Below are 15,294 nucleotides of genomic sequence, written 5' to 3'. Positions count from 1 at the left end.
AGTCTCGTTAGTGTTGAAAGTCGATAAAATCAAAAGTTGCAGTTACTGCAACTTTTTTGTTTTTGCACTAAAAACACAGGATTTGCTTAGCGATATCGTCATATGGGTAAATTGTAAAAAATTATCGAAAATATACACAGATACATGTCAATAAGTTATAATATATATATATATACTAAAATTCGTGAATGTAAGGTGCTTTGATTAAACCTACTTAAGGAGGTTTGGTTATGAATAAAGAATCAATGAGTAAAAATAAGGGTATGGTACTTGTATTAGTTATAATCGTTTTAGTTGTATTATCGATATTGTCAGTTTCGTTATTATCCTTAACTTTAGCTGAAACAAACCTATCGTTAGAAGTTAAAGATGAAATCAACAGTTATGCTATTGCAAAATCTGGTCTAGAGGTCGTGGCAAAAATGCTTACTGATGACCCAGATCAGGTGACAGACTTAATTACAAATGGCACTGTATTAAGTGGAAATTTAGGTAGTGGAACATTTGAAGTGGTTCTTTCGGGTTCAATCGATACGACTGTTGAGTTAAGTAGTGTTGGTCGGGTGAATGGTAACACAGAGTCTCTTAATCTTAAGTTGAATGTACTTGATAATCCTATTGATTTTTTGGGTAATGTGATTTATTCAAATGAAGCGCTTGATTTGGAAAATTTAAATTTGGAAGGTCCGCTACAATCTGGTAGTACCATTCTAGCTCCTGCGGATTATGATCAAGCGATTGTACATGAAAATCAAAAAATGACAATCAACCCATTTACTATACCAACACCATTTACGGTTGAAACTGAAATCACTGTTAAGAACGGAGACTTTCTAACCATTGATTCGAATAACATCTATTATTCTTCATCAGATCCATTGAATCAAAATGACAAGTCGGTCACTGTTAATAATGGTGGGACACTTTATTTAGGTAGCGAGGGTAATATAACCAATATAATAATGGATAATTTTGAAGTGAAAGGTGAGGTCATCTTTTTAGGTCAAGTAAGATTGTTTATTAAAAATAGCATGGTCATCCAGACGAGTGGTAGTGTTAATTTACATGTTAAAGATGCGGCAGGTGAGGAAACTGATCCAAATGATTTGTTTATTTTTCTTGGAACACCAGATCCATCTGATACAGTAAATCTGTTCAACCCTGATGGTAGATTTGAATCATCCGCAGGTCAAGCGATGAAAGGGTATATAATTGGACCAGCTTCATTTGTTCAGATTAATACAGATAAGACATTTATCGAAGGTGGAATTATTTGTGACAGCTTTGTTGGTAAAAGTCATCCAAGTGTTACTTATATACCACCAAATGATGATGATTTTATTTTTGAAGATATACTAATAGTTATGCAAAAAAACAAGTATACAGATTACTAGGTGAAAAAATGAATAAAATCAAAGGTTTTACACTAATTGAACTGATTGTTGCTATCGCGATATTAAGTATCATAATTGTCTCGTTCTTGACACTATTTAGTTTTAGTTTTACTAATATGATTAACGAAGGTCATAGAACTGATGCGACACACATTACTCAAACGATCACTGATAGTCTGTTTGCTACCACGTTTACTTCGGAATCTGGTATTGAAAGCTACTTAAGCTCAAAAGGATATGGAAGTGAGTCAGGGGATGTTTCATTATATGAAAGCAAACCAATCAACTTCAACGTAATGGAGTCGACATTATTAACAGTCACCGGCTGTAACGTAGATATCGCAGTTTTTTACAATGACAATAATGATTTTGTGACATTCACTGTATTTGTACCGTTTGGAGATTGATATGAGACATTCACGTACTAAGGGCTTAACTTTAATTGAACTGATCGTCGTAATTGCTATCTTATCGATTGTCGTGACAGCGGTGTTTTCTTTTTTTAATTTTGAACAGAAGATGTTTTTTAAAACGACTGACCGGTTCGATGTGCAGTCGGATACAAGGCTGATTCTGCTTAAAGCGACGAAGGAACTGAGAAATTGCTCTGAACTTGAGTTGATTGAGATAGATAAAGCACTAGATGAGATCGACGTGAATACAGCTTATAATTATGCGATTATCTCAGGTGATGGATCTGTTAAGTTTTATGAGTATACGACAACACCTTCAATAGGGTATGTTACTAGTTCTTCTGGATCATATGTGGACGACACACTTACATCGTCTTATTTTTCGAGGGTGAATGGATCTACGTTAAAACTGAGCATCTCACAGACGCTGAACAATGAAACTTACTCATTGGAATCAGAGATATTACTAAACAATTTGACGATTAGCGGAGCCAGTCAGATTCCGGTAACTGATGATCAACTGGCAGTTAAATATTTAAAATAATAGATTCAATACATCTAAGGAGATATCATGACAATCGATAGTATTTTAAAAAGCGCTGCTGATAAAGGCGCGTCGGATGTGCATTTAGCGGTTGGGAATCCGGTAACTATAAGAATTGATGGGGAGTTGATTCCTGCGAGCGATGACGTTTTAAGCGCGGATCAAACGCATGCTTTTGCTAAACATGTGATTCCTTCATATAAATATACTGAGTTCGAGAACAAGGGGCAACTTGATGTTTCTTACCGAATTGATAATCATAGTGCCTATCGTATAAATATTTTTAGATACAGCAGCAAAATCGGGCTTGCGTGTAGAATAATCACTGAAGACATTCCAACGATAGAAGAACTCGATCTACCTGAATCGATAGCTAAAGTTAGCAATTATAACGCTGGGCTTATTATAGTCACAGGACCCACCGGTTGTGGTAAGTCAACGACCATTGCTGCGATCATTGATGCGATCAATTCAAGAAGTAAAAAACATATCTTAACCATTGAGGATCCTATCGAGTATATACATAAGAACAAGCAAAGTATTATCACACAGCGCGAGGTAGGCAGGGACTGTGAAACATTCTCTGATGCTTTACGAGCTGGATTAAGGCAGGACCCTGATATTATCATGGTCGGAGAGATGAGGGACTTAGAGACTATTTCGACTGCAGTTACAGCTGCAGAGACGGGTCATCTGGTTCTTGGAACCTTACACACGAGAAACACTTATCAGACCATTGAGCGGATGATTGATGTGTTTCCTTCAACCCATCAGCAGCAAATCAGGGTGCAACTTGCAAATTCGCTGATGGCAGTATTTTCACAGCGTCTGGTACCGCGAAAAAACGGAACTGGCCGCATAGCGTCTGTTGAAAGCATGATTGTAACCCCGGCGATAAGAAACTTGATGCGTGAAAACAAAGTACACCAATTACACACCTTTATTCAAACTGGCCAAAGATCAGGAATGCAGACTTTTGATGATAATTTGAAGCAACTATATAAAACGAATATCATAGATAGAGAAACTTTGCTTGAGTATGCGACGGATAGGGAAAATATTTTGAAGTAATGGCGAAACAAAAACGAAGGGGGAAGTTCGATGTCGAAAAAGAGTAAAAAGCCACAAACCTATTTAGCGATCGATATCGGCGGACATACGATAAAGTATGCTGTTGGTATCTTTGCTAATGGAAAGCTAAAAGTCCAGGGGGCGTATTCTGAAAAATTGCCACCGGATGTGTATGAAAACGGGATGATTAAGAATTTTGAAGTGCTGGAGCAAACCTTGAGAAACGGGATCAAGCATAACAAGATTACTGAAAAGAAAGTGGTACTCACCATTGAAAGCTCTGAAATATTAAAGCGTGAGATGGTTGTACCTAAAGTGGATAAAAGCGATTTTATCGATATGATTACATATGAAGTCGGTCAGTATTTACCTATCGACGTGAATAATTACGTTTTACAGTATAAAATACTTGGCGAAGAAATTGTCAATGAAAAAGAAATGAATACCATATTACTTGGTGCGATGCCAAAAGATATGGCCAAACAGCATTTCGATTTGATGAAAGCTTGTGGATTGGACCCTATCGCGATGGATGTGCACACAAACGCCCTTAGCAAGCTTGTAGAGGTGTACGAGCAATCAAGTAGCGTCAAACGCTTTAATACGGTCGCCTACGTTGATTTCGGTTATCAGAGAATCGATGTCAATATTTTTGAAAAAGGTGTCAATCGATTGACACGTATTATCAAGATGGGTACCTATGAAGTGGATCAGCAAAATGCTTCCCAATCAGATATCGAGTTATCGGAAGCGGAAGAGCAACGCATGAAGTTTAAGGATGAGAGTCTTATTGCAATTAAAAAGGCATATGATGCTTTTAATAATTTAAAACATGCCCATTCATTAGGTGAGATTTCTGAAGAAGAGGTGGAATTCAAATCGGCTTACTCCTATACTATATTCAATCATCTGGAATATATCCATTCTTGCCTTGAAGAAGTAGATAAGGTATTTAAGTTTTACTTGAGTCGGTCTGTTGAAAATGAAATCAACCAAGTATTGGTATATGGCGGTACTGCCTTATGTAAAGATTTTGACAAAATCGTTCAAGAAAAATTGGACATGCCCTGTGGTCTTTTCGATCCTACAAAGCAGGATTTTATAACCTTAAAAACAGTAAATGAGTCACCACTTAACTACATCAACGTGTTTGGCGCTTTGATAAGAAACTAGGAGGAGCAAATGGCAGATTTCAATTTTTTTGAACCTTATCTCGAAACCTCTGATAGTCCTAGTGGATTGCGAGTAGTATGGTTTATCCTTTTTGCAATTTTGATAGCAGTGCTTGTGACAATTCAAGTTGTAATGAATTTTGAACATAATGCGGTGAAAAGTGATATTGACAGCATTAAGACCGAGCTAGCGTCTGATAAGATCAATTCTCCGCTTAATAGGGTTATTGAAAAAGAAAAGGTAACCCAAATGCTCCAAGAAGCCGTCTTTGAGCTTGTGATACTCGACGGTGTGATCGTCACTACTAACAATGTCGATATTATCCTGTTCGATAAGATAAATTCTCAGGTACCTGAGTCTGTTTATGTTAACTCCATGGCGATTGCCGACAACATGGTTGTCATATCCGGTTACTCGGATTCTTATGACTCAGTCGCACTCTTTCAGCATCAGCTTAGGTCTCTAGAAATTTTTAATGAAATTTTTGCGCCGGCTATGTCTGAAACACAAGGCAATTATTCATTCACTGTAACTGCCAATCTGCAGCTGGAGGTGCCAAATGCAAATTAGCAAACGCGATCGCAACTTGTTGATCATACTGGTCATCGTACTCATAGTTGCTGGATATTACTTTTTTATATTCGTACCAAAAGAAGAGGCGATTGTAAGCGCTAGGGAAGAACTTGCAACGCAGCAATCCGTATTGGATGCTACAAAGTCAAGAATCGCAACAGAAGCGACCTTGGACGCGTCAATTAAGCAGGGTGAGGAAACACTCGATTTGCTTTCGATGAGATACTACGGTGATTTTTACCAGGAAGCAATGATCGTAACGCTCACCGAGATTGCGGATGAATCTAATCTGTCTGTAGATGCGATTTCGTTTATCGATGAGAACTTCTCGCTGAAGGAACTGCTTTCAGCGATCAGTACGGAATTCGCCTCGGTATATGAAGAGCAGTTAAAAGATAAGAAAAGTGCAGAAGAAAAGATCGTAGACCGCGTGACGGCACTGATCAAGTATGAAGGTACTTATGCTGATTTAGAAGCATTCTTACTTAATCTGTATCACTACCCCAAGTTGCTCGTGGTTGAGAGTGTGAATGTCACAAGCGATACCGGCGGGAATTTAAGCGGTGTTGTAGCTGTGAATGTACATGGGCTGCCAGTACTTGCTCAAGCTGCCGGGGATATGACTGCAGGCCTTTTTGATGTAGCCTCATCTAGGGATTCTGTTTCTGATGTCTTTAGTCCGTATAAATCCTTCGTTGTGACAGAAGTCGCAGTGGGCGATACAGGCACGGGTAATGCGGATGAAATAGTGTTGGATGATGGAACGGTTATCAATACAGGGATTACTACAGAAGATGGGATCGCCTTAAGTGAGGAAACCAAACTTCTTACAAGTTTTGATAAGTACAACTTCTTCTTCACAGGAGACAGCGCTGATACGGTAGGTACAGCTGCAAGGGTTGCGGTGTCGATGACTGGAGGCAACAGCGTGAAGGTCGACTACGTATTTAGAGGTCCGTCGGACAAGAATGTTGCGAATCTTGTGTTTGAAGAACAGTCTGTTATGGTCAAAGAGTACGGCAACATGCTAAGAATGAATGTGTTTTCTGAAGATTTGTATTCACACACCTTAGGTGCTGTGATTATTGATTCTTCCGGAAAATCTTTTGAACTTTTGTTTTCAGATATGTCCGAGCCGTCGTCGTGGAACTTTGTATATGCAGGGATTCCTAGCGAAGTGAGTTTGCCGTTTATGGTGCAACGTATCACATTTACTGGCGAAGGTATTGACCAAAAGCTGACAGGAACGTTACTAATCGACGACTTACGTTTGGTGCTTCCAAACTGAGAGGGGGAGAAACATGGAATCTACTTTTAGAAAATTATTATCGCTACTGCTTGTGATGATCCTATGCTGCTCTTCTTTGGCATTTGCGACTACCGCCGGTGGAATGTCACAATCTGAAGGCACAACTGACGGTACGACATTTGGTACGCTAGACGGTGAGCGAGCAGGACTTAAGGATTACCATAACGGATTATCGAGTTCGTGGTCAAGGAATTATCCTAAGTCAGAAACCACGGTAGTCAACTATAGACTGGGTTATGACAATACAAGCTACCAGAATTCGTTTTTATCCGCATACAGGATTGAATACGAAATTGCCTATAATAAGGCATATAGAAGCGCCAATACCGCTCAACATTTGATGCTGATCGAATCCGCAACTGAAGACGGACAGACGGTAGGAAAACCTGAAGGTGAGGCTGCCGCATCCATTGATTTGATCAAGGACTTATCAAACGATTGGAAACGTGCGTTCAATTCATTTACGAAATATGAATCATTAAGCACTAGGTATAATTTGGACAGAGAAACCGATGATTATGAACTTGCATTTATCAACGGTTTTACAGAAGCTTATAAGCAAGCCTATACTGCTCATTTTCAAGCTTCTAACAAAGAAATGGAATTAAAAAATGCCAACTACCAGATGGTTTCGATGTTTGAAAGCACCATCGTATTTGATAGGTTTGTAAGCCACACGATAAGCGGAGCGACTACTTCAGAAAGCCAGAACAGGGCTTGGCTTGAGTTTCCGTTAGGTTCGATTTATGAAGATACCTATGTTGGTCTTCATAGAAAGCAGAACACTTTTGGCGATAGCAAGGGATCTTATGAGCCTGTCAGCCATATGTATGTGGTAAGTATTGCAAATACATCTGGTTCAATGAGTCTCTATCAACCTTCGACACTTAACTTTTACTATTCGGGATCAGAACGTGTCGGTGTCTATCAGTGGTTGAACGACCGCTGGGTTTATGTACCGACTAAAATCGGCTTTGATTCTGTATCTATCGAACTACCGACAGGAAAATATAAAGGCGGCAGCTATGCGCTCTTTATCGACAACTCGTATAAAGTTCCGTCGGACATTGCCTTCAGTTGGGCCAGAAACGATATCATTACAAGCATTAGAAGGGGACACATAGCTGAGACGTCTATATTTAGGCCTACTTCGGCGATGACAAAACTTGAGTTTGCTGATTTACTTTATAGAACGATGTCATACAGAGTCGCTAAACCGAATGTAACCTATACCATTGCCGATTCAGATCAGTTAGGTAGTTATAAGACGGCTGTCGATTATGTGTTGGCTACCCGTTATATGTTCTTGGATAGTAATGACAAGTTTAATCCGAATCAGCTGATTACGTATAAGGATGTGGAAAAAGTGATCGGTAGCATGCTGCTGACTAACTTCTCCTATAATGAACTTGCATCGAAGATGCTCTACGAGAAATATACTCGTAGTCCATACTTAACCAATAAGAACGGAACCATTCAACGCGCTGAAGTGATCTATGCGCTAAACGAGATGATAAAATGATTGCACAGTCAACAGCTGCATTTGCAATGACTATTCTTGTTTGCCTGTTCTTCTATACGGTTAGCATGCAATTGATTTTACGAATTACTAGAAGTGATGATGAACTTAAAACTGCTTTTGATACTAAGCCACAGTTATTTTTACTGTGGCTAGTACACATTTTATGTGCTTTTGCCACTCTGATCATTACAGTGAACGAACCATTTGGAATGAAGGTTCTGGTTGCGAGCTTTTTTGCAATGTTGCTGTCGGTAGCCTATATCGATGCGGTAACCAGCTATATTTACGATCTGGTCTTACTTGGCTTCTCCTTGTTTCATATTTTGCTGATTTTTTTACTTAAAATGAATATCGGCGACATGGTCCTTGGAGCACTAATCGGATTCCTGCTGTATCTGTTCATCTACTTGGCGGCCAGACTAATTTACAAGAAGGAAGTTTTTGGGTTTGGCGATGTGCTATTAATGGGGGCGATCGGAATCGTTGTTGGAAAGTCAGCTATAGTTTTAGCCGCTTTAATGCCTTTTTATGTATCGGCGATCATCTTAATTCCTTATATGCTGATAAAAAAAACCGTACATCTTAAGACGATTCTGCCGTTTGGTCCGTTTATTTGTATTGCTGCCGGTATCGTTTGGGTTTTCAACCAGGCCATACTTGATTTTTATATTTCTATCATCTTGTTATAGATAAAAATGTTTTTAAGCGGTCGATAAAGTGTATAATCAGAAAAAGAGAGGTGAGTTCATGCATTTAAAAAACTATATGGAAATCGCTGTAGATCACATTATGCCCAATCTTTTAAAAGCTTTTCCTGATATTTGCGTATGCGAAATGTGCATTCTTGACATCAAGGCCATCGCACTTAATCATTTAAAGCCTCATTACACCGTCACAGATGCCGGTGAAACATGGTCGAAAATTGAAGAAATGAGAATTCAATTTGAAGCTGATATTATGAAAGCGTTAATCGATGCCATCAATATCGTGTCGAAGTCACCACGTCATGATACCTCCACAAGTGTAAAAAACGAAGAAACTCAACAGTAGAACTGGATTTTTACAATGAACCTTGATATAATGAATTGTTAATAATACTTTGGAGGTATGACAAATGATTTCTGCAGGTGATTTTAGGAAAGGCGTAACGTTTGAAATTAACGGACAACCATATGTTATTGTTGATTTTCAACACGTTAAACCTGGAAAAGGTGCGGCTTTCGTACGCACAAAATACAAGAATTTAGTCAACGGTTCTATTAGAGAAGAAGCGTTCAACCCGAACGAAAAATTCCCTAAGGCTCATGTTGAGACTAAAAACATGCAATATTTGTACGCTGATGGTGATCTTTATTACTTTATGGATAATGAAACATATGATCAAATACCATTGACCAGTGAACAGGTAGAGGATGCGATTATCTACATCAAAGAGAATGATAACGCTACACTTAAGTTTTATAAAGGTAAATGTTTTTCTGTTGAAGCGCCAAACTTTGTTGAGCTTGTTGTTGTTGAAGCTGAGCCAGGTATCAAAGGTGATTCTGCAAATAACATTACTAAAAAAGCTAAAGTGGAGACTGGTGCTGTGATTAACGTGCCACTATTTGTGAACGAAGGCGACAAAGTAAAAATCGACACGAGAACTGGTGATTACCTTTCACGTGTTTAGTGACTACCACTCGTAATCCACAAGGAGGCTACTATGAACCATTTGTATGAAAGTGTATCTTATCTAAAAGGATTAGCTGAAGGACTAGGGATTGACGATTCTAAAAAGGGCAAATTGCTTTTGGCAATGATCGATGTGATGGACGAACTTGCTGAGGCTATCAATGACATCAATGACGATGTAGATGAAATCGATGAGTATGTCGAAGCATTAGATGAAGATCTTGCGGATTTAGAAGACGATTTTTATGAAGATGACGAGTTTGACTCATATGATGAGGATGACTACGACGAAATTACTTGCCCAGAATGTGGCGAGACAATTTTAATTGATGATCCATGTTTCTGTGATGAGGAATTCTGTGAAACTTTAATTACTTGTCCTACTTGTGACGCTCAAATCGATGTTTCAAATGCATGCGATTGCTGTGCTGTTGATTTGGACGAGGAAGAAGAAGAAGAAGAGATTTAGATTTAAGTGTTTTAAGTAATTCGTCATAGGTGACGCCTAAGAACCAGTTGACTTGACGTTAACCTCGTTGAGTTAGCTGGTTTTATCATATTTAATGAACTTTACACCCTATAAACACGAACATTACACACAACAAATTAATAATTATTCGTAAATATACTGAGATTGTATTGGAGTTAACGCCACAATCTGCTATAATCTCGATAGAACTTGGAGGTAAATGTATGACTGATTCGAATCAATTGGAGTCAATGGAATTCGGTGAAGTGAAGATTTCTAACGACGTTGTCGGCACTATCGCAAATATTGCAGCTAGTGAAATTGAAGGTGTCAACGGACTATCAGGCGGTATCGCTGGCGATATTGCAGAAATGTTCGGACGAAAGAACCTTGCAAAAGGGGTCAGAGTAAATACAGAAGAGAAGACAGTTGAACTTGACTTGAATATCATTGTAGACTTTGGAATGAAAATTCCTGAAGTTTCATGGCATATTCAAGAATCGGTAAAACAATCTGTTGAAACGATGACAGGTCTTACTGTGAAAATGGTGAATGTTCACGTAGTTGGTGTTAATATTCCCGAACAAAAGACAGAACCAGCCACAGAAGTATTCGGAGGATAGAATGAGTAGACGACAAGAACGAATTAGAGTCATGGAGCTCTTTTATCAAATGGATATGCTAGATGAGTTTGTTATCTCATCTGAAACAAAAGAGACGCTAAATGAGTATCAAAAAAGTGTTGTAGATGCTTTTTTGACAAATAGGGAAGCAATCAATCAATCGATTGTAGACGTACTAAGGGATTGGACGCTTGATAGAATCGGCAAGACCGATCTTGCATGCATTCGATTGGCCGTTACTGAGATCAAGTACCTGGACGATGTTCCATTCAAAGTAGCGATCAACGAAGCTGTCGAATTGGCAAAAGTCTATGGTGATGACGATTCTCCAAAATTCATAAACGGACTTCTGAAAAGTTTCGCGGAATGATTTTAGGGATCGATACCAGTAATTACACGACGTCCATCTGTCTTATCGATGAGAATGGAATCGTTGATGAAACCAGACAGCTCATCAAGGTCAAAGAAGGACAAAAGGGAATTAGACAATCCGATGCCTTTTATCAACATATGCAAGTGCTGCATGAATGGGTGATGAACGTATTACCGGTTCATTCAGCAAAAATAAAAGCGATAGGTGTATCGACAAAACCCAGACCGGTTGAAGGATCGTATATGCCTGTTTTTAATGCAGGCAATATCATCGCTTCAACCATACAAGGTTGCTTGTTGTGCGAGAAATATGACTTATCCCATCAGGAAGGTCATTTGGAAGCCGCTACTTCTACATCAGGGCTCACAGAAAAGGAATTCAATTTCATTCATCTTTCAGGTGGGACGACAGAAGTACATCATGTTACCTATCATGAAAACAGACCTCAGTTAGTTTTGTTGTCTGAAACAGCAGATATCAGTATCGGTCAATTGGTCGACCGTATTGGCGTTCGTGCTGGTCTAGCGTTTCCGTGTGGCGCGGAAATGGATAAACGGTCAATAAACGGACCGCTGCTTAAAGAAATGCCATCGTTTAGAATGGCAAAGCACTTTAACTTATCAGGCTATGAGAATTTTTATTCTGAGTTACTGAATAGCCATAAGGGACAAGAAGACTACGTTTATTTTAATTTGTTTTGTGGAATAGAAAGTATTTTACGTAAGATGATTTTGCATGCTGTAGACCAGACTGGGATTCATACGATATTGCTTGCTGGTGGCGTTGCCGCTAGTAGCACCCTTAAGATGTTGCTGCAAAGCGATAAAAAACTCAAGGGAATCAACTTGATCTTTTCTGATGCTAAGTATGCGTCTGACAATGCGTTTGGTACTGCTAAACTGGCTGAGAGATTATTTCTTGGTCATTCGTTGTAAGTAGGAGGGAGTTATGGCAATCATCATTGACGGCAATAAAGTTGCAGAAAAGGTTTATGAAGAGTTAAAAAATAAGATCGATAAGCTTGAGGATAAAAAGCATTTTAAACCAGGTGTAGCCATATTGATGGCTGGAGACGACAAGTCTTCTAAAATGTATGTGAATATGATAAAGCAAAAGTGCGAGTGGATCGGTATTCGTGCAGATGTTTTCGAGTTTGAATCGGAAGTCGATACGGATACGGTGATAGACAAGATTGAAGAGCTAAATGAAGATTGCACGTATTGTGGCATCATTGTTCAGTTTCCAATGCCAAAAGGAATCGATACGCTTAGGGTTCGCGAATCTATTTCGCCGAACAAGGATGTGGACTCTGCGGGTTCGGCGAACATCGGTAAGTTTTATGCTACCAATGATTGCTATGTGCCATGTACGCCTAAAAGCATGCACCGTTTACTAAAAGAAGTGGATATCGATCTTGTAGGTCTTGACGCGGTTGTCATCGGACGGTCACACGTTGTCGGAAAACCGATAGCGGATATTCTTCTGAATGAGAACATGACTGTTACCGTTTGTCATTCGCGTACTAAGAATTTGAGTGAATATACAAAGAGAGCAGATGTGATCATGGCCGGAGCAGGTGTGGCACACCTTGTTACCGCAGACATGGTCAAAGAAAACGCGATCATCATCGATGCAGGAATCAATGTCAAGGACGGTCAACTCCTTGGGGATGTAGACACTGAGTCTGTCATGGATAAGGCTTATGCGGTCACGCCTGTACCAGGTGGCGTCGGTCCAATGACGATTGCCATGTTGATCGAGAATGTTATTGAAGCGTGTTATCATGGATGTGTGAAAAGATAAGGCGTATCCTAGTAGGCTTGACGCGAAAGGATGCTTTAATGCGAATTAAAACATATAGTGTTAGTGAGATCAATCGCTATATCAATAGGCTTTTAGAGGGTGATCCGATTTTGAACGCCCTTTCTGTACGTGGTGAGATATCTAATTTCAAATTGCATTCGAGCGGACACGCCTATTTCAATTTGAAGGATGAGACCGGAAAAATACCATGCGTCATGTTTAAGTCATCCTTTGACCATGTTTTGTTTTCACCTACAGAAGGCTCGAGCGTCATCGCACGAGGACATATTACGGTTTATGAAAGAGAAGGTCGTTATCAGCTTCTGATTCACAGTCTTGAAGAAGAGGGCGCTGGTGATTTACATATGAGGTTTTTAAAGTTGAAAGAGACTCTGAAGACCGAGGGTTATTTTGAAGAATCCAGAAAGCAACCGATTGAAAATGTGACCCGCGTCGGCGTCGTCACGTCTGCAACTGGAGCAGCACTACAGGATTTTTTATCTGTTCTTAGAAGAAGAAATCCCATGGTCGAGGTGGTCGTCTATCCGTCCGCTGTTCAAGGCTCTGATGCGCCTTATTCGATTGCAGAGGGGATTGTATATTTCAACAAAAAAAAATCCGTAGACGCGATTGTAATCACCCGTGGGGGCGGTTCAATCGAGGAGCTATGGGCCTTTAACGAACGAGTTGTCGCTGATGCCATTTTTGATTCAAGGCTTCCTGTAATGTCGGCTGTGGGTCATGAAGTTGATTTTACAATCGCCGATTTTGTTGCGGACAGACGAGCGCCGACCCCTACAGCTGCGGCAGAGCTGATCAGCGAGTCCAAAGCCACTTTGAAGAGGCAATTGGACGAAGCTAAGAACACGTTGGGAAAAAGCCTTAAGTCACGTTTGAATGAGGCGAAACTGAACCTATCCATCCACCAACCCCAGCGATTGGGACGTGCCCTGACCAATCACATCAATCAGCTAAAACTCAGTCTTGACAATGATTATGACAGGCATGTGCAAAAGATGACCAATCGTCTAGTGGATGCCCGTAGAGATGTGGAAAGCATTGCCGGCACGCTTAGGTATCAAAATCCAAATAGTGTTCTTGAAAAGGGATACGCGATTATCAAAGACCATCATAAGGTGATCGATACCATCGAATCGCTTTCTTTAAATAAAATTGTGACCGTCGTTATGAAGGACGGTCATAGACAAGCAAAAGTTGTCAAGGAGGAGTCAGATGAGTAAAAAAGTGAGTTTTGAAGAAGCATATTCCGATCTTAAAAAAGCTTCAATTTTGGTCGAAAGTAAGGACGTCTCACTTGATGATGCCATCAAAGCTTTTGAAGATGGGTTAAGATTTTATGAGAAATGTGTAAAAATCCTTGATGAAGCTGAACAAAAGGTTAAAATGGTTATGGGAGACAAAGAAGTGGATTTAGAAAACTCGGAGGCATAACCATGAATTTCAAGAACCAATTGAATGAAAAGAAGAAAGAGTTTGAACGTGCTTTACAGTCTTGTTTTTTGAATCCGCCTGATTACGAAAAGCAAATCTATGAGGCCATGAAATACAGTCTAGATGCGGGTGGTAAACGACTTAGGCCGGTACTTCTGATAGAGGCGAACCACATGTGTGGCGGCAGCTTTGATAGTTCCATAGAGCATGCGATCGCAATTGAGATGATCCATACCTATTCGCTTATTCATGACGATCTACCTGCAATGGACAATGACGATTTTAGACGCGGCAAGCCGACAAACCACAAGGTATACGGCGAAGCCCTAGCTATTTTGGCAGGTGACGGACTGTTAAATACCGCGTTTGAAAGAATGCTCTTTGCCAATATGAACGGCGTGCTGTTAACATCAAGCTTAAGGGCTACGGAGTGTATCGTTCAGGCCGCAGGTGTAAATGGAATGATCGGTGGTCAAGTGGTCGATATGCTTTCTGAAGGGAAGCAAGTCCCATTTGAAGTGCTTGATTATATCCATACCAACAAGACCGCAGCACTTTTAATCGCTTCACTAGTTGCAGGTGCATACCTTGCAGGTGCGAGCGATGAGCAAGTAGAATCGCTTAGGCGTTACGGGTATCATATCGGGATGGCTTTTCAGATTACAGATGACATACTCGATATCACTGGTGACCAGGCGAAGCTGGGTAAGGATATCGGAAGCGATACGCAGAACAACAAAAGTACTTATCCTTCGCTATTTGGTTTAGAAAGATCAAAGGAGCTTGCAGCTGAGCACATTTCAAAAGCGAAGAATGCGATTATTCTTTTCGGCCACGATGCTGATTTTCTGAATAGTCTTGCTACTTTTATTCTTGATAGAGACCATTAAGTGAGGGTTTA

General features: G+C 39.9%; 19 protein-coding genes. All 19 read left to right on the top strand.

Going from position 1 to position 15,294, the window contains the following annotated elements:
* Positions 1-230: 230 nt before the first annotated feature.
* The 19 genes from DWB64_RS08990 to DWB64_RS08900 all read left to right on the top strand — a co-directional run bounded on the left by DWB64_RS08990 (position 231) and on the right by DWB64_RS08900 (position 15,283).
* On the top strand, positions 231-1,394 hold the full coding sequence (locus DWB64_RS08990; protein WP_129487891.1) for a hypothetical protein: 1,164 nt from the start codon (positions 231-233) through the stop codon (positions 1,392-1,394).
* Positions 1,395-1,402: 8 nt separating this feature from the next.
* A complete protein-coding gene (locus DWB64_RS08985) occupies positions 1,403-1,801 on the top strand; it encodes a prepilin-type N-terminal cleavage/methylation domain-containing protein (protein ID WP_129487890.1) in 399 nt (132 codons plus the stop codon).
* A gap of 1 nt (position 1,802) precedes the next feature.
* Complete coding sequence (locus tag DWB64_RS08980) at positions 1,803-2,351, top strand: PilW family protein (protein ID WP_129487889.1); 549 nt, start codon at positions 1,803-1,805, stop codon at positions 2,349-2,351.
* A 27-nt stretch (positions 2,352-2,378) separates the two neighbouring features.
* Positions 2,379-3,422: a type IV pilus twitching motility protein PilT gene (locus DWB64_RS08975; RefSeq protein WP_129487888.1), complete on the top strand. Its 1,044-nt coding sequence runs from the start codon at positions 2,379-2,381 to the stop codon at positions 3,420-3,422.
* A 30-nt stretch (positions 3,423-3,452) separates the two neighbouring features.
* Positions 3,453-4,595 carry a type IV pilus assembly protein PilM gene (gene pilM, locus DWB64_RS08970; protein WP_129487887.1) on the top strand — a complete coding sequence of 381 codons (1,143 nt, stop codon included), beginning with the start codon at positions 3,453-3,455 and terminating at the stop codon, positions 4,593-4,595.
* A 9-nt stretch (positions 4,596-4,604) separates the two neighbouring features.
* A complete protein-coding gene (locus tag DWB64_RS08965) occupies positions 4,605-5,165 on the top strand; it encodes a PilN domain-containing protein (protein ID WP_129487886.1) in 561 nt (186 codons plus the stop codon).
* Complete coding sequence (gspM, locus tag DWB64_RS08960) at positions 5,155-6,456, top strand: type II secretion system protein GspM (RefSeq protein WP_129487885.1); 1,302 nt, start codon at positions 5,155-5,157, stop codon at positions 6,454-6,456. The genes DWB64_RS08965 and gspM overlap by 11 nt, the downstream gene beginning before the upstream one ends.
* 13 nt (positions 6,457-6,469) lie before the next feature.
* Positions 6,470-7,999: a hypothetical protein gene (locus tag DWB64_RS08955; RefSeq protein WP_129487884.1), complete on the top strand. Its 1,530-nt coding sequence runs from the start codon at positions 6,470-6,472 to the stop codon at positions 7,997-7,999.
* Entirely contained in the window at positions 7,996-8,688 is a 693-nt protein-coding gene (locus DWB64_RS08950) for an A24 family peptidase (RefSeq protein ID WP_129487883.1), read from the top strand. The genes DWB64_RS08955 and DWB64_RS08950 overlap by 4 nt, the downstream gene beginning before the upstream one ends.
* 58 nt (positions 8,689-8,746) lie before the next feature.
* Positions 8,747-9,049 (top strand): late competence development ComFB family protein, encoded by a 303-nt coding sequence (locus DWB64_RS08945; protein ID WP_129487882.1) that lies wholly within the window; start codon positions 8,747-8,749, stop codon positions 9,047-9,049.
* A gap of 64 nt (positions 9,050-9,113) precedes the next feature.
* Positions 9,114-9,671, top strand: coding sequence for an elongation factor P (gene efp / locus DWB64_RS08940; RefSeq protein ID WP_129487881.1), 558 nt, complete (start codon positions 9,114-9,116; stop codon positions 9,669-9,671).
* Positions 9,672-9,704: 33 nt separating this feature from the next.
* Entirely contained in the window at positions 9,705-10,142 is a 438-nt protein-coding gene (locus tag DWB64_RS08935; protein WP_206736659.1) for a CD1247 N-terminal domain-containing protein, read from the top strand.
* A 224-nt stretch (positions 10,143-10,366) separates the two neighbouring features.
* Positions 10,367-10,765 (top strand): Asp23/Gls24 family envelope stress response protein, encoded by a 399-nt coding sequence (locus DWB64_RS08930; RefSeq protein ID WP_129487880.1) that lies wholly within the window; start codon positions 10,367-10,369, stop codon positions 10,763-10,765.
* Between the two features lies 1 nt (position 10,766).
* Positions 10,767-11,135, top strand: coding sequence for a transcription antitermination factor NusB (gene nusB, locus DWB64_RS08925; protein WP_129487879.1), 369 nt, complete (start codon positions 10,767-10,769; stop codon positions 11,133-11,135).
* Positions 11,132-12,073, top strand: a complete 942-nt coding sequence (locus DWB64_RS08920) for a peptidase M22 (RefSeq protein ID WP_129487878.1) — start codon at positions 11,132-11,134, stop codon at positions 12,071-12,073. The genes nusB and DWB64_RS08920 overlap by 4 nt, the downstream gene beginning before the upstream one ends.
* A gap of 13 nt (positions 12,074-12,086) precedes the next feature.
* The gene (locus DWB64_RS08915; protein WP_129487877.1) at positions 12,087-12,941 is read left to right on the top strand and encodes a bifunctional 5,10-methylenetetrahydrofolate dehydrogenase/5,10-methenyltetrahydrofolate cyclohydrolase; all 855 of its coding nucleotides are present in this window, start codon (positions 12,087-12,089) and stop codon (positions 12,939-12,941) included.
* A gap of 38 nt (positions 12,942-12,979) precedes the next feature.
* Positions 12,980-14,182 (top strand): exodeoxyribonuclease VII large subunit, encoded by a 1,203-nt coding sequence (gene xseA / locus DWB64_RS08910; RefSeq protein ID WP_164980323.1) that lies wholly within the window; start codon positions 12,980-12,982, stop codon positions 14,180-14,182.
* Positions 14,175-14,393 carry an exodeoxyribonuclease VII small subunit gene (gene xseB, locus DWB64_RS08905; RefSeq protein WP_129487875.1) on the top strand — a complete coding sequence of 73 codons (219 nt, stop codon included), beginning with the start codon at positions 14,175-14,177 and terminating at the stop codon, positions 14,391-14,393. The genes xseA and xseB overlap by 8 nt, the downstream gene beginning before the upstream one ends.
* Before the next feature lie 2 nt (positions 14,394-14,395).
* Complete coding sequence (locus tag DWB64_RS08900; protein WP_129487874.1) at positions 14,396-15,283, top strand: polyprenyl synthetase family protein; 888 nt, start codon at positions 14,396-14,398, stop codon at positions 15,281-15,283.
* Positions 15,284-15,294: the final 11 nt, after the last annotated feature.

The sequence above is a fragment of the Fusibacter sp. A1 genome, assembly GCF_004125825.1.
In the GTDB taxonomy this organism is placed as follows: Bacteria; Bacillota; Clostridia; order Peptostreptococcales; family Acidaminobacteraceae; genus QQWI01.
The sequence above is the reverse complement of the archived record's forward strand: the minus strand, read 5'-3'. Positions and strand labels throughout refer to the sequence as shown.